Source organism: Allomuricauda sp. MMSF_3307 (assembly GCF_030733585.1).
Lineage (GTDB): Bacteria > Bacteroidota > Bacteroidia > Flavobacteriales > Flavobacteriaceae > Flagellimonas.
The window spans coordinates 773,278-793,620 of record NZ_JASHIQ010000002.1 but is presented as its reverse complement, the minus strand read 5'-3'; the positions used below and the strand labels follow the sequence as shown (position 1 = coordinate 793,620).

17 protein-coding genes are annotated in these 20,343 nt (G+C 44.9%); 12 read left to right on the top strand and 5 right to left on the bottom strand.

Annotated elements, in window-relative coordinates:
- The first annotated feature begins 15 nt into the window (after nt 1-15).
- Nucleotides 16-516 carry a hypothetical protein gene (locus tag RBB12_RS07990; protein WP_306012975.1) on the top strand — a complete coding sequence of 167 codons (501 nt, stop codon included), beginning with the start codon at nt 16-18 and terminating at the stop codon, nt 514-516.
- 98 nt (nt 517-614) lie between these two features.
- Nucleotides 615-1,736, top strand: coding sequence for a TlpA disulfide reductase family protein (locus tag RBB12_RS07985; RefSeq protein WP_293288107.1), 1,122 nt, complete (start codon nt 615-617; stop codon nt 1,734-1,736).
- A gap of 148 nt (nt 1,737-1,884) precedes the next feature.
- Here the strand turns inward: RBB12_RS07985 and RBB12_RS07980 are convergent, their stop codons facing one another.
- Nucleotides 1,885-2,535: a rhomboid family intramembrane serine protease gene (locus RBB12_RS07980; RefSeq protein ID WP_127141826.1), complete on the bottom strand. Its 651-nt coding sequence runs from the start codon at nt 2,533-2,535 to the stop codon at nt 1,885-1,887.
- Nucleotides 2,536-2,588: 53 nt separating this feature from the next.
- On the opposite strand from RBB12_RS07980, the gene RBB12_RS07975 reads away from it, so the two are divergent.
- Nucleotides 2,589-3,506, top strand: coding sequence for a lysophospholipid acyltransferase family protein (locus RBB12_RS07975; RefSeq protein WP_306012976.1), 918 nt, complete (start codon nt 2,589-2,591; stop codon nt 3,504-3,506).
- Here RBB12_RS07975 and glmM read toward each other — a convergent pair.
- A complete protein-coding gene (gene glmM / locus RBB12_RS07970; RefSeq protein ID WP_306012977.1) occupies nt 3,503-4,891 on the bottom strand; it encodes a phosphoglucosamine mutase in 1,389 nt (462 codons plus the stop codon). The genes RBB12_RS07975 and glmM overlap by 4 nt on opposite strands.
- 91 nt (nt 4,892-4,982) lie before the next feature.
- On the opposite strand from glmM, the gene RBB12_RS07965 reads away from it, so the two are divergent.
- The 4 genes from RBB12_RS07965 to RBB12_RS07950 are packed head-to-tail and all read left to right on the top strand — an operon-like array spanning nt 4,983 to nt 9,224.
- Nucleotides 4,983-5,576, top strand: a complete 594-nt coding sequence (locus RBB12_RS07965; protein ID WP_306013461.1) for an acyl carrier protein phosphodiesterase — start codon at nt 4,983-4,985, stop codon at nt 5,574-5,576.
- The gene (gene ggt / locus RBB12_RS07960) at nt 5,564-7,246 is read left to right on the top strand and encodes a gamma-glutamyltransferase (protein ID WP_306012978.1); all 1,683 of its coding nucleotides are present in this window, start codon (nt 5,564-5,566) and stop codon (nt 7,244-7,246) included. Before RBB12_RS07965 ends, ggt begins: the two co-directional genes overlap by 13 nt.
- 11 nt (nt 7,247-7,257) lie before the next feature.
- On the top strand, nt 7,258-8,184 hold the full coding sequence (locus tag RBB12_RS07955; RefSeq protein WP_306012979.1) for a RimK family alpha-L-glutamate ligase: 927 nt from the start codon (nt 7,258-7,260) through the stop codon (nt 8,182-8,184).
- 44 nt (nt 8,185-8,228) lie between these two features.
- Nucleotides 8,229-9,224 (top strand): SMP-30/gluconolactonase/LRE family protein, encoded by a 996-nt coding sequence (locus RBB12_RS07950; RefSeq protein WP_306012980.1) that lies wholly within the window; start codon nt 8,229-8,231, stop codon nt 9,222-9,224.
- Between the two features lie 2 nt (nt 9,225-9,226).
- Here the strand turns inward: RBB12_RS07950 and RBB12_RS07945 are convergent, their stop codons facing one another.
- The gene (locus tag RBB12_RS07945; RefSeq protein WP_306012981.1) at nt 9,227-9,979 is read right to left on the bottom strand and encodes an XRE family transcriptional regulator; all 753 of its coding nucleotides are present in this window, start codon (nt 9,977-9,979) and stop codon (nt 9,227-9,229) included.
- Nucleotides 9,980-10,162: 183 nt separating this feature from the next.
- Between RBB12_RS07945 and RBB12_RS07940 the strand changes: the two genes are divergently transcribed.
- Nucleotides 10,163-11,425: a putative DNA modification/repair radical SAM protein gene (locus RBB12_RS07940; RefSeq protein WP_306012982.1), complete on the top strand. Its 1,263-nt coding sequence runs from the start codon at nt 10,163-10,165 to the stop codon at nt 11,423-11,425.
- 63 nt (nt 11,426-11,488) lie between these two features.
- Complete coding sequence (locus RBB12_RS07935) at nt 11,489-12,265, top strand: TIGR03915 family putative DNA repair protein (protein WP_306012983.1); 777 nt, start codon at nt 11,489-11,491, stop codon at nt 12,263-12,265.
- Here the strand turns inward: RBB12_RS07935 and RBB12_RS07930 are convergent, their stop codons facing one another.
- Together RBB12_RS07930 and RBB12_RS07925 are read right to left on the bottom strand one after the other, a co-directional pair.
- Nucleotides 12,266-12,793 (bottom strand): hypothetical protein, encoded by a 528-nt coding sequence (locus RBB12_RS07930; RefSeq protein ID WP_293288084.1) that lies wholly within the window; start codon nt 12,791-12,793, stop codon nt 12,266-12,268.
- An 82-nt stretch (nt 12,794-12,875) separates the two neighbouring features.
- Complete coding sequence (locus RBB12_RS07925; RefSeq protein WP_306012984.1) at nt 12,876-13,778, bottom strand: nucleoside hydrolase; 903 nt, start codon at nt 13,776-13,778, stop codon at nt 12,876-12,878.
- A 109-nt stretch (nt 13,779-13,887) separates the two neighbouring features.
- Here RBB12_RS07925 and uvrA point away from each other — a divergent pair, with 109 nt between their 5' ends.
- Genes uvrA through RBB12_RS07910 form a run of 3 tightly spaced genes read left to right on the top strand, consistent with a single transcriptional unit; the run spans nt 13,888 to nt 20,303 of the window.
- Nucleotides 13,888-16,749: an excinuclease ABC subunit UvrA gene (gene uvrA, locus RBB12_RS07920; protein ID WP_306012985.1), complete on the top strand. Its 2,862-nt coding sequence runs from the start codon at nt 13,888-13,890 to the stop codon at nt 16,747-16,749.
- Between the two features lie 20 nt (nt 16,750-16,769).
- Nucleotides 16,770-17,456, top strand: a complete 687-nt coding sequence (locus RBB12_RS07915) for a TIGR00730 family Rossman fold protein (protein WP_179383786.1) — start codon at nt 16,770-16,772, stop codon at nt 17,454-17,456.
- Nucleotides 17,457-17,498: 42 nt separating this feature from the next.
- The gene (locus RBB12_RS07910; protein WP_306012986.1) at nt 17,499-20,303 is read left to right on the top strand and encodes a metalloprotease; all 2,805 of its coding nucleotides are present in this window, start codon (nt 17,499-17,501) and stop codon (nt 20,301-20,303) included.
- Nucleotides 20,304-20,343: the final 40 nt, after the last annotated feature.

Below are 20,343 nucleotides of genomic sequence, written 5' to 3'. Positions count from 1 at the left end.
CTTAACGAGAACCTCATGAAGATTACCACATTATTATCCGTTTTATTTTTGTTTGCAACAGTGAGCTTAAGCGCGCAGAACATCTCAGAGCATGCTTTGGGACTACGATTGGGCGATAGCGACGGCTTTGGGGCCGAGATTTCCTATCAAAAATCGATTGGACGTTACAACCGGGCGGAATTCAACCTAGGCTGGAGGGATAGCCGTGAGTTTGACGCTTTTAAATTGGCAGGAGTTTACCAATGGGTACGACCTTTGGATGGCAACTTTAACTGGTACTACGGCGTCGGTGGTGGACTGGGAAGCGTTGACTTTGATAGGCCAGAACCCGATTTTAACGATGATAACGATGGCTTGTTCGTGTTTGCGGCAGGTAATATCGGTATAGAATACGATTTTGATATTCCACTGCTCCTATCCTTGGACTTCCGACCAGAGGTAGGCCTAGTTGGGTACGACGGTTTCGATAACGATTTTGATTTTGATATCGCATTGGGTATCCGATACCAATTCTAACGATACGATTTTTAAAGACAAGCCCTTGGCTTTTCAATAAGCTAAGGGTTTTTTTATGCCATAAACATTGAATACCTTAGCGGCTTAAACATATTGAAATGAAAAAACTATTTGCCATATCCCTAGGTGCACTTTTGATAAGTGCCTGTAATTCTGAACCCAAAGGATACGTATTGAGCGGAACCATTACCGGAGAACCCGAAAATGGAACCCAAATATTTTTGAAGACCACCGATTCCCTAAACCAATTGGTGGATATTGACACTACCGCCGTACAAGATGGACTTTTCAGCTTTAGCGGAAACCAAGTGGAGCCCAAGATGTACTATCTTTTTGTGGATAAAATGCGTGGAAACGTTCCGGTAATCGTGGAGAACGGAACAATCGATGTAGAATTCCAAAAAGATAGCATTGGATACGCAAAGCTCAAAGGAACCGAGCAAAACGAGGTCTTCATGGACTTTTTGGAAGAGTCCCGCAGGTTTTCTGAAAGAGCGCAATCTATGCAGAACGATATGCGTACCGCAGCCCAGCAGCAAGATACTGCCACTGTGGCCGCACTTCGCGAAGAATTCATGGAGTTTCAGGAAGATGCCAAAAATTTCAACCTTGATTTTGCGAAGAGCCATCCGGATGCCTACATCTCCGTTTTGGTCATCGGTAACCTGTTGGCCACAAAGTCAGCTACCATAGATGAAATCAAATCCATGTTCGAAGCACTTTCACCCGAAATGAAGGAAACCGAACCTGCAAAAAAGATTGCGGAACAGCTTGAAAATTTAAAATCTACCGAAGTGGGAGCCACCGCGCCCGACTTTTCTGCCCCTACGCCCTCTGGTGATGTGCTTGCGTTGAGCGATGTGACCAGTAACGCTAAACTTACCTTGGTCGACTTTTGGGCCGCATGGTGCAGACCCTGTCGTGCCGAAAACCCGAACATTGTATCGGTCTACAAAAAATACCACGAAAAAGGTTTCGACGTTTTGGGCGTTTCTTTGGATACCCAAGCCGAACAATGGACCGGCGCTATTGAAGCCGATGGATTGGAATGGAACCATATTTCCAACCTTCAGCGTTTTCAGGATCCAATTGCCCGTTTGTACAACATCAATGCTATTCCTGCTGCATTTTTATTGGACGAAAATGGGGTTATCGTGGCAAGAGACCTTAGGGGACCTGCTTTGGAAGAAAAAGTGGCCGAAATACTGGGGAAGAGCTAAATCAGCCCTAGAATATAGATAAACAAAGGTCTTGAAGTTTCAAGGCCTTTTTTTATGGGATTTATGGATGACCATCATTCCGTGCTTGACACGGAATCCATTCGAATTGAAAACCATACTTCCAATAAAATTACCTATGGCATCTTGGTTAAATCTTGCCCATTTTATCGAGAACAAAAAGAATGATGATAGGAATGGCCAAGAGCACCACAATCAAGGTGTCCGTAACAAAAAGCTCTGGTTTAAACAATAAAGTGGTTGCATACCCGCCAATGGCTCCCCCGAAGTGGGCGGTATGCCCTATATTGCCCATCCGGCTTTTCATCCCCCAAATGGAATACAACAAGTAAGCAATCCCCAACACATATGCAGGTAATGGAATGGGAATGAACATAATGCCCAATTGCATGTCAGGGTTGAGCAATATGGCGGCGTACAACACGCCCATAACCGCACCACTGGCCCCTACGGCACTGTAAAATGGCTCATCTTTATGAAAAACCAAGGCCAAAAGGCTTCCTGCCAGCAGACTCACAAAATAGATGATCAAAAATTTGATGGAGCCGAACCAGCCGATCACTACCGGAGCAAAAAAATACAGCGTGAACATATTGAGGAACAAATGGGAAAAATCCACGTGCAAAAAGCCCGAAGTGGCCATCCGCTCCCGCTGGCCCGCTTGTATGGCACTGATACTGAACTTGTATCGGTCAAAAAATGCCATATTATTGAAACCACGTAGTGAAACCAGCACATTGGCCGCCATGATGGCTATCGTAGCGATATGTAAATTGAGCATGTAAATAAAGGTTTGGGTTCAAATATAGCTATATTTGCACACAAGAATAGTCTATGCAGCTGGTAGTTTATATCCTTGTTTATCCTTTGCTCTGGTTGGTTTCCAGACTCCCTTTTAAAATCATTTATTTTATATCCGATGGGGTCTACCTACTCCTGTACTACCTTATTGGGTACCGCAAAAAGGTGGTGCGTAACAATTTGACCCTTGTTTTTCCTGAAAAATCAGAAGAGGAACGGTTGATAATAGAGAAAAAGTTCTTCAGGCACATGTGCGATATCTTTCTGGAGATGATCAAGACCCTGGGGATAAGCAATAAGGAAGTCCAAAAAAGATTTACGGTCACTAACATGGAGGTGCTTCACGAGCTTGAAGCAAAGGGTATCAATACCATGCTGATGCTGCCACATTATGCCAGCTGGGAGTGGGTGGTTTCCCTTAATCTTCAAATTAAGTCCAAAGGCTACGGCATCTATCAAAAAATACAGAACAAGTATTTTGATAAACTGGTACGGGACCTCAGGGGCAGGTTCAACACCCAACTGATTTCCACAAGGGAGTCCCGAAAAATATTGAAGGACGCCAAGGAAAGCAAACAACTGCTCATGGTGGGTATCATTAGCGATCAATCGCCCATGGTCATCAAAGCCAAATACTGGACAGATTTTATGGGCATAGTGGTACCTGTGCATGTGGGGGGCGAGGAAATTTGCAAAGCAAACGATATTATTCCCGTCTACCTCAAGACACGTAAAATTGGAAGGGGCTATTATGAGGGTACGGTCAAGGTACTTTCCGAAAACCCATCGGAGGTAGAAGACTACAAAATCACCGACGCCTTTTTACGGGAGACCGAAAAGTCCATTCGGGAAGCGCCAGAATATTACTTCTGGACACATAAACGTTGGAAACACAAGGACAAAGTACCCAAGGAGTTCCAGAAAACAACCCAAAAGGTGGTCAATTCCTAGATTCCCGCTACTTCCTTGATTTCACCGATTATCCTATCCGCCAATCCATCGGCTTCGGCTTGGGACTTGGCTTCGGTATAAATTCTGATGATGGGTTCCGTGTTCGATTTTCTCAAATGCACCCAATTTTCTGGAAAATCAATCTTGACCCCATCGATGGTAGACACCTCTTCATCCTTATATTTATGGTGCATGGCCTCCAATAGCGCATCTACATCCAAGTCGGGCGTCAATGCTATCTTCTTTTTGCTCATAAAATAGCTCGGGTAACTGGCACGAAGTTCGGCCACTGTGCCACCGCGCTCGGCCATCAGCATCAAAAATAAAGCCGTTCCCACCAAGGCATCCCGTCCATAATGGCTCTCAGGATAAATGATACCGCCATTGCCCTCACCACCAATAATGGCATTATTGGCCTTCATCTTGGTCACTACGTTCACCTCCCCCACTGCAGCAGCTTCGTAAGTGCCGCCGTGTTTTTCCGTAATGTCGCGCAAAGCACGGGAAGAGGAAAGATTGGACACCGTATTTCCTTTGGTCTTGGACAACACATAATCGGCGCAAGCCACTAGCGTATATTCTTCACCGAACATTTCCCCATCATTGCTAATAAATGCCAATCGGTCCACGTCCGGGTCCACTACAATACCAAAATCAGCCTTTTCCTCCACTACTTTCTTGCAGATATCGCCCAAATGTTCCTTCAAAGGTTCGGGGTTATGCGGAAAATGTCCTGTGGGGTCGCAGTATAATTTTACCACTTCAACCCCCAATTCTTCCAGTAATTTCGGAATGGCAATCCCACCTGTTGAATTGACCCCATCGACCACAACCTTAAAGCCTACCTTTTTTATGGTCTCGGCATCTACCAAAGGTAATTCCAATACTTCATCTATATGGATATCGATGTAGGAATCGTTCTTTATGATTTCACCCAAATCATCGACCTCGGCGAATTCAAAATCCTCTTTCTCGGCCAAGGCCAAAATCTTAGCGCCTTGCTCCGCATCCAAAAACTCCCCTTTTTCGTTCAATAATTTAAGGGCGTTCCACTGTTTGGGGTTATGGCTGGCCGTTAAAATAATGCCTCCATCAGCCTTTTCCAAAGGAACCGCAATCTCTACGGTGGGGGTTGTGGACAATCCCAAATCGATAACATCAATTCCCAATCCCACCAAGGTGGAGACCACCAAATTTTGTATCATCTCTCCAGATAAACGGGCATCTCGACCAATAACTACCTTCAGCTTATCCTTCGCAGCGTACGATTGTAACCAGGTACCATAAGCGGCAGCGAATTTTACCGCGTCAACGGGCGTTAAGTTGTCGTTTGTGCGTCCTCCGATGGTGCCTCGTATGCCGGAAATGGATTTGATCAGTGTCATAATTGTTAAAAAAGTTTTTGCAAATATAATGGGGTATCCTCGATTCCATGTTTTGAATTTGTAAATTTCGATGGAAAAGGAATTTGCCCCGATGAACTTCTTAGCGCATATTTATTTATCGTTCGATGATAAGGAAATCACTTTGGGCAATTTCTTTGCCGACCATATCCGTGGAAATAAGTACCAACATTTTCCTGACAGAATACAAAAAGGCATCCTGCTGCATCGGGAAATAGACACTTTTACCGATGCCCATCCCATCGCAAGACAAAGCAGCAAACGTTTGCACAAAAACTACAGTCACTACAGCCGTGTGATCGTCGATATTTATTATGACCACTTTTTGGCCAAGAATTGGGCGGATTATTCCGATGTTCCCTTGGCCGATTATGTAGAAAACTTCTATGATTTGCTGGAAGACAATTACGATATCCTGCCGATGGCCACCAAACGGATGATGCCCTACATGATTGCCGATAACTGGCTGCTCAACTATGCCAATCTAGCGGGAATCCAACGCGTGCTCAATGGCATGAACCGACGGACCAATAACAAATCCCGTATGAATTTTGCCATTTTGGACCTAGAGGAACATTACGAGGAATTTGAAAATGAGTTCACCGACTTTTTTAAAGAATTGATTACCTTTTCCAACCAAAAATTTATTGCCCTATGCGAAGACTGATACTCTTTTTGCCCCTACTCCTATTCATCAATTGTAAGCAGCAACCTGCAACGCCAACTGGACTGGTCACTGAAAAAGCCATGGTCGTTTCCGCACGGGAGGAAGCCTCCCAATTGGCCGCGGACATCATGAAAAAAGGCGGTAATGCCTTTGATGCCATGGTGGCTACCGAGCTTAGCTTGGTCATAGCCTACCCTTTTGCCGGCAGTGTGGGCGGAGGCGGTTTTATGGTCTATCGCAAAAGCAATGGCGAAGTCGGCGGCATCGATTATAGGGAAAAGGCACCCCTTGCCGCCCACAAGGATATGTATTTGGACTCCTTGGGCAACGTTATCCCCGGCTTGAGCACTTCGGGCGGCACCGCTGTAGGCGTACCCGGAACCGTAGCAGGTGTGTTGGAAGTCCATAGAAAATTTGGAAAATTACCGCTAAAGGAAATCATTGAACCTATCATTGCATTGGCCAATAAAGGCGTTGTGGTTACGGAGAAGCAGGCAGAACGTCTTGCGGGTTATCGTGAGGATTTCATCAAGGCAAATAGCGATAGCACCAAATTTGCGGGACCTTTTACCGCAGGCGACACCATCAAATATCCGACCTACGCGAAAACACTTCAAAAAATTATGGAAGAAGGGCGCGATGGGTTTTATAAAGGTGAAGTGGCTCAAAAATTGGCCAGTTTCGTCCAAGAAAATGGCGGTTTGATTACCACTGAAGACCTAGAAAAATACGAAGCCGTTTGGCGCGACCCCATCGTTTTTAAGTACAAGGACATTAAGGTGATTTCCATGAGTCCGCCGAGCAGCGGGGGTGTCACCATCAATCAAATATTTAAAATGATGGAGCCCTACGAAGTGGCCAAGTACGGTCATAACTCGGCGAAGACCATCCAATTGTTCACCGAGGCCTCACGAAGAGCCTACGCCGACCGTAACTTCTATTTGGGGGACCCTGATTTTGTGGAGATTCCTTACGATATGTTGTTGAACGATGAATATATTCAGGAACGGATGGCCAATTTCTCTTTTGATAAGGCTACCCTGTCCTCTGAAGTAAGCCATGGCGAGGTCGAAATTGTTGAGAGCGCACAGACCACCCATTTTTCCATTGTGGATAGCGAAGGTAATGCGGTCTCGGTCACCTCTACCCTAAACGGAGGCTATGGTTCCAAGCTGTATTGTGAAGAACTTGGCTTCTTTTTGAACAACGAAATGGACGATTTTAGTGCTAAACCAGGGGTTCCGAATATGTTTGGACTCATTGGTGCCGAAGCGAACAGTATTCAACCCGAAAAACGCATGCTCAGCAGCATGACACCCACCATTGTGGAAAAGGATGGCAAACTGTACATGGTGGTAGGAACTCCAGGAGGTTCCACGATTATTACAGCAGTCGCACAGACCATTCTTAATGTGTACGAATTCAACCTGAGTATGCAAGAAGCCGTGAACGCACCCCGTTTTCACCATCAATGGCTGCCCGATATGGTGATTTTTGAACCCGAAGGCTTTTCCGATGAACTTAAAGAACAACTAAAGTCCAAAGGATACATCATCAACGAGGAACGCACCCCAATCATTGGTAAGGTGGATGCCATCCGGGTGCTTCCCGATGGAAGACTGGAAGGCGGGGCGGACAAACGTGGTGATGACACCGCCGTAGGATTCTAAATTTCAGCCCTATGCAATTTGATGTTGTGGTATTGACGGACCGTAGATATGTGTCCCCAACAAAAAAGACTCCTTATATTGAAAATGTACTTTTGGAGGACCGATTGGTGGTGGAAGCTTTGCAAAATGAAGGGTTGACCGTAGGCCGAAAAGCGTGGGACGATCCCGATTTTGACTGGTCCACTACCCGATTTGCGCTATTTCGCACTACTTGGGACTATTTTGACCGCTTCGCTGAATTTTCCAAATGGCTCGAGCAAGCTTCCCAACAAACACAGTTCATCAACTCCAAGGAACTCATCCATTGGAACATCGATAAGCACTATTTGCAAGACCTGTCCAAGGCAGGGGTGGCCATTCCCAAAACGCTATTTATCGAAAAAGGTTCAAGCATTACCCTTGCCGAAGCCGTGGCCAAAACACAGCTGGAGTACGGATTCGCATCGGATACTTATATTCTAAAACCTTGTGTTTCGGGGGCTGCCCGCCATACCTATAAAATAGGGAAAGACGAAATTGGTAAACAGGAATCCATTTTTAAGGAATTGATTGCGGAAGAAGCATTAATGCTTCAAGAATTTCAGCACCATATTGTTTCCGAAGGAGAGATTTCCATGATGCTATTCAACGGAACATTCACTCATGCCGTATTAAAAATAGCCAAAGCGGGTGATTTTAGGGTACAGGACGATTTTGGGGGAACCGTGCACGAATACCAACCTACTGAAGAGCAGATTGCCTTTGCGCAAACTGTGGTTCACGCGGCTCCACAATTGCCCATGTATGCACGGGTGGATATCTTTAAGGACAATGATGGAAATTGGGCCTTGGCCGAGCTGGAAATTTTTGAACCCGAACTGTGGTTCCGCTTAAAACCTGAAGCTGCCGGTCTGCTGGCAAAAGCGATAAAAAATAGCTGTTTGATGCAACAGGCCTGATTGGAAAGCCTGCTTGAACATTACCAGCGAAAAACAATTTTAAAATGAAAATCGTACGATACGTATTGATGTTTGTGGTATTGGGCTGTATGGCCCAACGGCAAACGACAGGTGAATTGGTGGCTCTGGACGAAGCCTTTTATGATTATGTTGATCAACATGCAACCATTGAAGTGCTGGCCGATGGGTATATCTGGTCCGAGGGACCGGTTTGGGTGAAAGATGGTGACTTCCTACTGTTTTCAGATGTACCACAGAATACCATTTTTAAATGGAAAGAGGGCGAAGGGATTTCCGAATTTTTGAAACCCTCAGGATATACGGGCGTTTTGCCTTATAGTCATGAGCCCGGCAGTAACGGACTCATCATAAACCAACAAGGCGAACTGGTAGCCTGCGAACATGGCGACCGTAGAATTTCTCGAATGCCTTTGTCAAATGGAGGGAAAATAACCATTGCTGACCATTGGGAAGGCAAGCGGTTCAATAGTCCCAACGATATTGTGCAAAGCTCGAATGGCACCTATTATTTTACCGACCCTCCCTATGGACTCCCCGAGCAACAAAATTCCAAAATCCGTGAAATGGATGCCTGTGGGGTGTATAAAATTGATACGAACGGGAAGGTGGATAGGGTTGTTGGGAATCTTTCCCGCCCCAATGGGATTGCCTTCTCCCCTGATGAAAAAATTCTATACGTCAATCAATCCGATAATGCGGCACCATATATTATGGCCTACCCGGTTCAGCCTGATGGCACTTTAAAGGAGGGTCGTATATTTTTTGATGCATCTCCCTTGCTGGAAGAAGAATTGATCGGGTCCTTGGATGGTCTCAAAGTTGCCAAAGATGGGACTATATTTTCGACCGGACCAGGAGGTGTATTGATTATCACGGAAAGCGGTAAGCTTTTGGGGCGCATCGCCACCGGACAGCGCACCGCTAACTGTGCTTGGGGCGACGATGGTTCGGTACTGTACATGACCGCCCACTCCCATTTGATGCGAATTCAAACGAAAACCACTGGGGTAGGCTTCTAATTTTACTTGGCAATTTGTCTCTTGAGATCTTCCATGGACTGCTGTAACTGCTTCAACAAGCCGGTTTCCGTAGTGGCATCCACGTTGAAAGTCAATTTGCTGCTTACCTCCCAAATTTCTTGGATTTGAAAAGGTTTGATTTCGTAGGGCGGATACGTCTCGTTGAGGGAAACCAAGGTAATGTTATTGGAGTTTGGTTTTCGTTCAATCTTTTTCACCATTACCGAATCCTGAAGCACAACAACGTACATTTTATTGGGACTCACATGGTCAATGTGCTCGATGGCACGTGCCAACACCCAATCGTTGGGCCTAAGATTTGGGAGCATACTATCGCCTTCCACCTGAAAGCCACGATAGGTCGCATTGCGAAATTCGGGAATGGGCATATCAAAAGCTGGTAATTGTCGGTACCAGCTGGTATCGGAAATATTTTGTGAATACCCTGCTGCGGCCTTGGCATTCACCATCACCATGTTGTCGTTATCGGAATTATCCACGGTGACCACTTTGGGAATGACACTGGTCTTGGACGTATCCAAATGCTTTTGGTCACTTTCACCAAACAACCATAACGGGTTGATTTTGAACTGTTTCAAAAGTTCGGCAACCACTTTTCCCGACAGCTTGGTTCTACCCCGTTCAATATCGGCAGTCGTATTTTTAACGCCCAACAATTGGGCGAACTCTGTTTGGGTGTATCCAAGTTCCCTTCGGATATCGGTAAATCGTTTTAGGGTTATTTCATTTTCCATCATCTAGTCAATAATGTCCTGTCGAGCGCAGTCGAGACATTATGCAGCATTTTAATCTCGAAAGCAATGACAAGGACAATCTATTCTCAAATATAGGGTATTTGGATTATTTCCAAAACTTTTTATGGATTATTTCCAATATTTGGAATTTTTCCATATTTTTGATTGGAATATTTCCAAGTTATGAACTTTGAACGAATTCGAGAAAAACTGAACATTCTGGCGGATGCCGCCAAATACGATGTTTCCTGCGCCAGTAGCGGCAGTAACCGAACCAACGCGAACAAGGGGTTGGGGAACGCTTCCAAAATGGGAATTTGCCATAGCTATACTGCGGATGGTCGTTGCGTGTCGCTTTTAAAGATTCTGCTCACCAACCATTGCATTTTTGATTGTGCCTATTGTGTGACGCGGAAAAGCAACGATGTTCCAAGGGCAGCTTTCAAGGTACAGGAAGTGGTTGACCTTACCATTAATTTTTATAGAAGAAACTATATCGAAGGGCTTTTTTTGAGTTCCGGGATATTTAAAAGTCCCGACCACACCATGGAGCGCTTGATTGCGGTGGCCAAAAAGCTCCGCGAAGAAGAAAACTTCAACGGTTACATTCATTTAAAGTCCATTCCAGGGGCAAGTGACGAACTGATGTACGAAGCAGGGCTTTATGCAGATAGACTTTCCGTAAATATTGAAGTGCCTACGGTTTCAGGACTTAAACTATTGGCTCCCGATAAAAAGCACGAGGATTTTACCAAACCCATGGAAAAGGTGAAAAATGAAATCGTTCGCTACACTTCGGAACGTAAAATCATCAAAAGTACACCAAAGTATGCCCCTGCAGGTCAAAGCACCCAAATGATTGTAGGGGCATCTGGCGAATCGGATAAGGACATCATGTATTCCGCTACCTACTACTACAAAACATACAACATGAAACGGGTCTATTATTCGGGTTATGTGCCGGTGACCCACGATTCACGTTTGCCAGCCATTGGAACCCAAGTGCCCATGTTGCGAGAGAACCGGCTGTACCAAACCGATTGGCTATTGCGCTTTTATGGCTTTTCGGTAAAGGAATTGCTGAACAACGAGCATCCTAATTTGGATATGGAGGTCGACCCCAAACTTTCGTGGGCCCTGCGCAACCTGCACCACTTTCCGGTGGACGTGAATTCAGCAGATAAACGCTTGCTGGCACGAATACCCGGTATCGGACTGCGGTCCGTGGACAAAATTGTAAAGGCTAGAAAGTTTCGAAAATTGAACTGGGACCATCTCAAAAAAATGGGAGTGGCCCTCAACCGTGCCCAATATTTTATGGTATGCGATTCCCGTTACTGGGAACGCCGTGATTTGGATGCGGAGAAGATAAAAGGTATGATTCTGCAACATTCCACCGGGAAATTTCGGAATCAGTACAGTACGCAATTGTCCCTATTCAATTAGAAATGGACAATTGATAAATGAGTCAGTTAAAATGACTTCAAAAAACCAAAAAAAGTAGGTGTTATGAACGCTTCAACAACCTTAGTGTACGATGGCAGTTTCAACGGATTCCTGACCGCCGTCTTTGTTGCCTTTGATGAAAAAATCAATGTGGCCGATATTCAAAAGAACCATCAGACCCAAAGCGGGCTGTTTTCTGAAACCGAAACGGTGTTTACCCATGTGGAAAAGGCGAAACGGGTCTGGAACGGTATCCGAAACAAGAGTCACAATGCCATTTCCAATGTGTATTTTGCCTTTTTGAGCGAAACCGAAGGGATAGAGCTGCTGTTGTACAACTATATCCAAAAATTGATGCGAGACAAAAACGGAAAATATATGGATTACTCAGATTCCACGGTGTTGCACATTGCCCAACTGGCCAAAAAGGTAGGACGCGAAAAGCACCGCATGGAGGCCTTTGTACGGTTTCAACTGACCAAAGATGGCATCTACTTCGCCAATATTGAACCCGATTTTGATGTATTGCCCTTAATCTCCAAGCACTTTCGTGACCGCTACGCGGACCAAAAGTGGTTGATTTATGACGTAAAGCGCAGATACGGAATTTATTATGATTTGGACCATGTGGAAATGGTATCCCTAAACCTAAAGGACATCCATCACAACAGAACGGTGAAAAGCGATGCCTTTGCGATTGAAGAATACGAATACCAAACCCTTTGGAATGATTATTTTAAGAGCACCAATATCGCATCGCGTATCAATCCTAAATTGCATGTGCAACATGTGCCCAAAAGGTATTGGAAGTATTTAAGTGAGAAGAAAGAGGCGGTTTGATTAGCCCTTCCCCTTCTCCCCCACAAAATGGTCGCTTTTGGCTTTGAACAGCACATTAAAACTGGTCAAGCTGCCATAAATGCGAGTAATATATTGTTGTAGGTCCACTTTTTCTTGGTCGTCCAAGTTTTTGCTGCTGTTGATTTTTTGCTCCATCACACGGATGCGGTCACGCACCATTACAATCTTATGAAAAAAGGTATCTATGGGCATTTCTTTGCTGGCCGTGCCATCCCCAGGGTCCAAAATAAGCTTGCCGCCTTTCCACTTATCCGCCATCGGCACTTTTTCGTGGGTATCGCTCCATTTTTCCAAAATCTTGACCAAGGAGCGTTCCACATCAAAAAAACTGACGCTGTCCACTTCGTCTTCTACGCCTTCAATCACTTCAAAATCTGCATCCAAATCAATGGTTTCCAATCCATTTTCCATAAAAGTGACCCAATAGTGCTTGGATGATACATTGGTGACTACACCTTTGCCGTACTCGGGATGCTCTATTCTGGAGCCAATGCCTAATAATTTCATAAACTAAATTTCTTACTCTTTGGAATAACGACCGAAATTAAACATTTTTCAAAATGATTCTCAACTTTTGGTTCCTAAGAGGTCATTTCCGCTTTTCAAACACGGTCAAAACGTCATAAAAATCTTGATAAATGGCCTTTGCGGCTATGCTGCTATAAAAATTAATGTCCCTATTCCCACTATCGCGCGAAGTCCGAACCAATATGCTTTTTGCCAGTTCGGGCCTTAGGTAAGCCGCTGTTAATGCCAAGTCCCAAAGCACCCTACTTTGTCGTGAGCCGTCCAAATGGTCGTTCCATCGTTTTATCAAAAAGCGGCCCAACGCATTATTTCCAATCTTACTGGACAGTTCATCATAATCAATTTCCATATCCACTGCTACATTAATGGGCATAATGTTCATGGTAACTTTTGAATCCAGCAGATAATCCAGCGCAAAAGGGTCCATCAGCGGATTGAAATCGTTTCGCTTCAGAACACCGGTATCAAAATCCATGGTCGTACCCAACCAATATACTTCGAGCTTTTCTGCGATTTCCGGTCGAATGAACACCGCTGAAGCGACATTGGTCAAAGCACCCAAAACCAAAATAGTTACCCTATCCATTTGCTCCGCTTGGGCTATAATTTCGTAGGCTGCGGCCGAGTTTTGCGCCCTATCGCCCCAATCGTACATACGGGCGGGCGCCCCGCGCAAAGTCCTGATCTGCAAATCCATTTCTCCCAGAAGCTGTTGGTTCAGGCGGTGGCTATTTTCCATCGTCCTGTCCACAGCCCAATGGCTGGTTTGCCAATGTGCCGCATTCAAAGCGGTCACTTCTACTGTGGAATCTGCCAGAATTCGGACGAGGGCGTAAAAATCGTCCACCTCATTGCCCGTATCGGCATCCACAATGACTTGCCTTGTTTGTCCAAGCACAAGTGCAGAGCAGTTGAGGAAAAATACAAGCATCAAGATTCGGACGGATACTGGCTTAAGGTTCATTTTCGATAATTTGATTTGTTAAACTTACTGCTTATTTTATCAAAATGGTAATGGGCGTTGGCTTCCTTTTTACATCCCAAATCGCTACATTTGAGGTTTGCTATGATTTATGATCAATTACGAAGAACATATTGAGGTTAAGGGTGCTCGGGTCCATAACCTTAAAAATATAGATGTCACCATTCCCCGGGAAAAATTAGTAGTGATTACAGGGCTTTCGGGAAGTGGAAAATCATCACTGGCCTTTGATACCATTTATGCGGAGGGACAGCGCAGATACATCGAAACCTTTTCGGCCTACGCCCGTCAGTTCTTGGGTGGACTGGAGCGTCCCGATGTGGACAAAATCGACGGGCTATCGCCTGTTATCGCCATAGAGCAAAAGACCACCTCCAAATCGCCACGCTCCACGGTAGGGACCATCACCGAAGTCTACGATTTTTTAAGATTGCTTTTTGCACGTGCCGGGGACGCCTACAGTTACAACACGGGCGAAAAAATGGTAAGCTACAGCGATGAACAAATCAAGGATTTGATCATTGAGACCTACAAGGACAAAAAAATCAATGTGCTCGCCCCGGTCATCAAATCCAGAAAAGGACATTACCGTGAACTTTTTGAACAGATTGCGAAGCAAGGTTTCGTTAAGGTAAGGGTCGATGGCGAAATAGTGGACATCACCAAAGGCATGAAGGTTGACCGCTACAAAACGCACGATATTGAGATTGTAATCGACCGATTGAAAGTGGGTGACAGCGAGGATTTTCACAAGCGATTGAGCGAAACCATCAATACCGCCATGTACAGCGGCGATAATGTGCTGATGGTCTTGGAAGAGGGCGAAAAAGTGCCACGGTATTTTAGTCGGGATTTAATGTGCCCCACTTCGGGCATCTCCTACCCCACTCCTGAGCCCAACACCTTTTCGTTCAATTCACCTAAGGGAATGTGCCCCGAATGCAGCGGATTGGGTCATGTGTATCAGGTAAACGAGAACAAAATCATCCCCAACAAAAAAATATCCATCAAAGCCGGTGGACTGGCTCCCCTCGGGGAATACAAAAAGTCGTGGGCCTTTAAACAGTTGGAGACCATAGCCCAGCGCTACAATTTTGACCTTTCCGATGCTATTGAAAAGATTCCGCAGGAAGCCATGGACGTTATTCTGAACGGCGGAAAGGAAAGTTTTGAGGTCGATTCCAAAAGTTTGGGCGTCAAACGGCAGTACAAAATCGATTACGAAGGGATTTCCAATTTCATCAAGACCCAATATGAAGAAGCGAACTCCACTTCCATAAAACGATGGGCCAAAGATTACATGGACAAAGTGAAATGCCCGTCTTGTGAAGGTTCCCGTTTACGCAAGGAGTCCCTTTATTTTAAAGTGGATGGAAAGAACATTGCGGAGCTTGCCCAAATGGATATCAACGAGTTGGCGGATTTCTTTCAACATTTGGAGGATACCTTGGAAGGCAACCAGAAAAAAATCGCGGAGGAAATCATTAAGGAAATCAAAGCCCGTGTTGGTTTTTTGTTGGATGTTGGATTGGATTACCTGTCGCTCAACCGTAGTTCTAAATCATTATCGGGAGGTGAGGCCCAACGCATACGATTGGCTACACAAATAGGCTCCCAATTGGTGGGAGTACTCTACATTCTGGACGAACCCAGTATTGGTCTGCACCAACGGGACAATGAACGCTTGATCCATTCCTTGGAATCCTTGCGTGATATTGGCAATTCGGTTATCGTGGTAGAGCATGACCGTGATATGATCGAAAGTGCTGACCATGTTATCGATATTGGCCCTAAAGCGGGAAAACACGGTGGTGAAATCATATCGCAAGGAAAACCAAAGGAACTGATAGACCAGCATACGCTCACCGCACAATACATCACCGGAGAATTGGAAATTCCGGTTCCAGAAAAGAGGCGCAAGGGAACGGGCAAAAAAATTACCCTTTCCGGATGCACAGGAAACAATCTTAGAAATGTGACCGTGGATTTCCCTTTGGGAAAACTCATTGGAGTCACTGGCGTTTCGGGAAGTGGAAAATCCACCTTGGTCAACGAAACTCTCTATCCCATTATGAACGCCCACTACTTTAATGGGGTCAAAAAACCGATGCCGTACAAAAAAATCACGGGGCTGGAGCATATCGATAAGGTCATCGATATCAACCAATCCCCTATCGGACGTACCCCGAGGTCCAACCCCGCTACTTATACCGGGGTTTTTAGTGAAATACGATCGCTTTTCGCCAAAACTACGGAGGCCACCATCCGTGGTTATAAACCGGGCCGATTCAGTTTTAATGTGGCCGGTGGTAGGTGCGAAACCTGTCAAGGTGGAGGGCTTAAAGTGATTGAAATGAACTTTTTACCCGATGTATATGTGGAATGTGAAACCTGCAACGGTAAAAGATTCAATCGAGAAACCTTGGAAATTCGATATAAAGGAAAGTCCATTGCCGACGTGCTGGAAATGACCATTAATGAGGCTGTTGATTTTTTTGAGAACATTCCAAAAATTCATCGTAAGCTCAAAACAATAAAAGATGTAGGTTTGGGTTATATATCATTGGGACAACAGTCCACTACTCTCTCCGGAGGAGAAGCGCAACGGGTCAAATTGGCCACGGAGCTTTCCAAACGGGATACCGGGAACACGTTTTATATCCTCGACGAACCTACAACCGGCTTGCACTTTGAAGATATTAGGGTACTTATGGAAGTACTCGACCGACTGGTGGACAAAGGAAACACCATTTTGGTCATTGAACACAACATGGATGTCATTAAAATGATGGACCATATTATCGATATTGGATACGAAGGCGGTAAAGGAGGTGGCGAAGTGGTTGCGACCGGTACCCCTGAAGAGGTGGCCAAAGACAAGAAAAGTTACACGGCTCGATTTTTGAAGAAAGAATTGGAGAGCACAAAACAGAACATAAAAAGCGCAGTTTAAACAATAGAAGTACTATGCAAATGCGAAAAGAACAACATTCCAAAGGATGGAATGAGATAAAGACGAACGATTCGTGGGCCATATTTAAGATTATGGGCGAGTTCGTCAATGGATTTGAAAAAATGAGCGTTATTGGGCCCTGCGTCTCCATTTTTGGGTCGGCAAGGGTGCGCGAAGGCCATCCTTACTATGATTTGGCCGTGAAAATTGCCAAACGGATTGCCGAAGCAGGCTACGGCGTTATTACCGGTGGAGGACCCGGAATTATGGAAGCAGGAAACAAAGGGGCCAATTTGGCAGGCGGCACCTCGGTCGGGTTGAACATTGACCTGCCTTTTGAGCAGCATGACAATCCATTCATTGATAGTGATAAAAGCTTGGATTTTGATTACTTTTTCGTTAGAAAGGTAATGTTTGTGAAATATTCGCAAGGTTTTGTGGTAATGCCGGGAGGTTTTGGAACCTTGGATGAGTTTTTTGAGGCTCTTACCCTTATCCAAACACATAAGATCCATACGTTTCCCATTATTTTGGTCGGTACTGAATTCTGGAAAGGATTGATGGACTGGATCAAAAACACCTTGGTCGAAGAGGGCAACATCAGCCCCAAGGATTTGGACTTGATCAAATTGGTGGATACCGAGGATGAAGTTATCGAAATCATTGATGCCTTCTACAAAGGCCGAACGTTAAGTCCCAACTTTTAATCCCGTTTGGTATTGGTCCCATCTAGAATACTACTTTGCGTTTTGCTCGTTTTATCACTCCTGTGCCCCCAACTTTGGGGACAGCACACCAACGAGATAGTGGCCACCTTGGACGGCCCAACGAACCAAATACGTATTCGGCAACACTTTACCTACCACAACCAATCGGACAAAGGACTGTCTACCCTTTATTTCAACGATTGGAACCATGCCTACTCCAATAAAAACACTGCCCTTGCCAAACGTTTTGGGGAGGAGTTCAACAGAAGTTTGCACTTGGCAAAAGATAGGGAAAGAGGCTATACTACCATCAAGACCATAGTGGACAACAACTATGTTGGATTGGACTGGAAAAGGGAAGGCAATTCGGATTATATCACCGTCAACCTGAACGAAGTCCTAAAACCCAATGAATCCATACAACTTTTTTTTACCTACACCATCAAACTGCCGAGCGCCAAATTTACCGGATACGGACATCGGGATGATGGGGGTTACCATTTAAAGGATTGGTATTTTTCCCCTGCTGTTTTTGACGGGGAATGGCATCTGTACAACAACATCAACCTGAACGATATCTATACTGATGTGACCAATACCCGAATCAACTTCACCTTTCCGGAAAACCTGTTTTTGGTGTCAAATTATAGAAAGTCGAGCGTTTCAGGGTTTCCAAATGGGCAATACACGCAATTGATAGGGGACAATCGAAAGAATTGTGAAATCATTCTAAACAGGGATGACCGTTTCACCAAGCACGTCACCGACTTCGTCACCGTTTCCACGGATATCGAATCGAACAAATATGAGGAAATTGCACAGGGCATCTCCATTTTAAAAATTGCGCAGTTCCTTCAAGAAAATTTGGGTTCCTATCCGCACGGAAACCTGTTGGTTTCTGAATTTGACTACAACCGCTCGCCGCTCTACGGCATCAATCAGTTGCCTTCTTTCATCAGACCTTACGAAGAACAGTTCCAGTTTGAGATGAAGTTTCTCAAAACGGCTATCCGAAGCTACTTGAAAGAATCGCTCTATTTGAATCCGAGAAAGGAACGCTGGGTAAACGATGCCATTGGGTATTACTTGATGATCAAATACGTGGAGGAGTTCTATCCCGACCAAAAACTGATAGGGAAGCTTTCCAGAATTTGGGGCGTAAGGAGCTTTCATTTGGCCAAAATGGATTTTAACGAGCAATATGCCCTTTTCAGCATGCTTTCGGCCCGAAAGAACATCGACCAGGCATTGACCACTTCGAATGACTCCCTGATCAAGTTCAACGAACGAATTGCCAACGGCTACAAGGCTGGATTGGGAATGTCCTACCTATCGGCCTATTTGGGCGAAAAGAAGATAGACAGTACGGTGTTGGACTTTTATAAAAACTACAAACAGCAGCAAAGAGTAAGTGCTGCGGACTTTAGAAAAACCATTGAAAAATATGCGGATAAGGAGGTGGATTGGTTTTTTGAAGAATATGTAGGCTCGGATAAAAAGATTGATTTCAAGATCAAGAGTGTTGAAAAGACCGACGATTCCATCACCTTTATGCTCAAGAACAAGCGGGGAACCAATGTGCCGATATCGCTTTTTGGACTCGAGAACGACTCTGTAGTCTCCCAATACTGGTTTAGCAATATTGATTCCACCAAGAGCTTTACCATTCCGCGAGGAAGTGAAGACCGTTTGGTGTTGAACTACGACCAAAAGATCCCGGAATTCAACCAACGGGATAATTGGAAAACCTTGAATGGATGGTTTTCCAGCAATAAAAAACTAAAGTTTCAATTTTTTAAGGATACCGAAGACCCTTATTACAATCAGGTGTTTTATGTGCCCATCATGAACTTTAACCTGTATGACGGTGTAACCCCAGGGTTGCGATTGTACAACAAAACCTTCTTGGAGCGCCCATTTGAATATGATATAGCCCCCACCTATTCCTTTTTGGAACGCACCATGGTGGGTAAAGTGGGATTCCGATATCGGAAATACCATAACAAAACAGGTCTTTTTGTGACCAACTACTCCTTCTCGGCCTCCACTTCACATTTTGAGCAAAATTCAAGGTTTTCTACGGTAACGCCGGCCATTAGTTTTGGATGGCGCCCCAACGATTTATTGTCCAACCGAAGGCAATATCTTCTTCTAAGGTACCGGAATGTGTTTAGGAGCATTGATGAGAGTTTACAGGGAGAACTGGAGACCGACCCTGATTATGGGGTGTTGAATGCGCGCTTTACCGATGTGGACAACAGTATAATCAATTACTCCTCTTGGTCCATAGATGCACAACATTCCAGTGAGTTCAGCAAGCTGGCGTTCGAATGGGAATACCGAAAACTCTTCCAGAGCAATAGGCAGTTGAACCTTCGCTTCTACGCAGGAAAGTTTTTGCGCAATACCACGAATTCCAACTTTTTTAGCTTTGCGCTGGACAGACCTACGGATTATATGTTCGATCTTGCCTATTTGGGTAGGTCGGAAGATTCCGGAATCTACAGTCAACAGGTAATCATTGCTGAAGGAGGATTCAAATCAAAGTTAGAGAATCCTTTTGCGAACGATTGGATTGCCACCACCAATGCCAGCACCAACATTTGGCGTTGGATCGAGGCTTATGGGGATATTGGCTTTATCAAAAATAAAGGAGAGAATACCCGTTTTGTTTACGACTCCGGTATCCGTCTCAACTTGGTCACGGATTACTTTGAACTTTACTTTCCCGTGTATTCCAACAGAGGTTGGGAAATTGCGCAAAACGACTATGGACAACGTATCCGATTTATTGTTACCTTAAGTCCTAGAACACTTACAGGGCTATTTACCCGAAAGTGGTTTTAATTATCAATTTGACAATGCGGTCGCTTATTTTGGGGTGTTT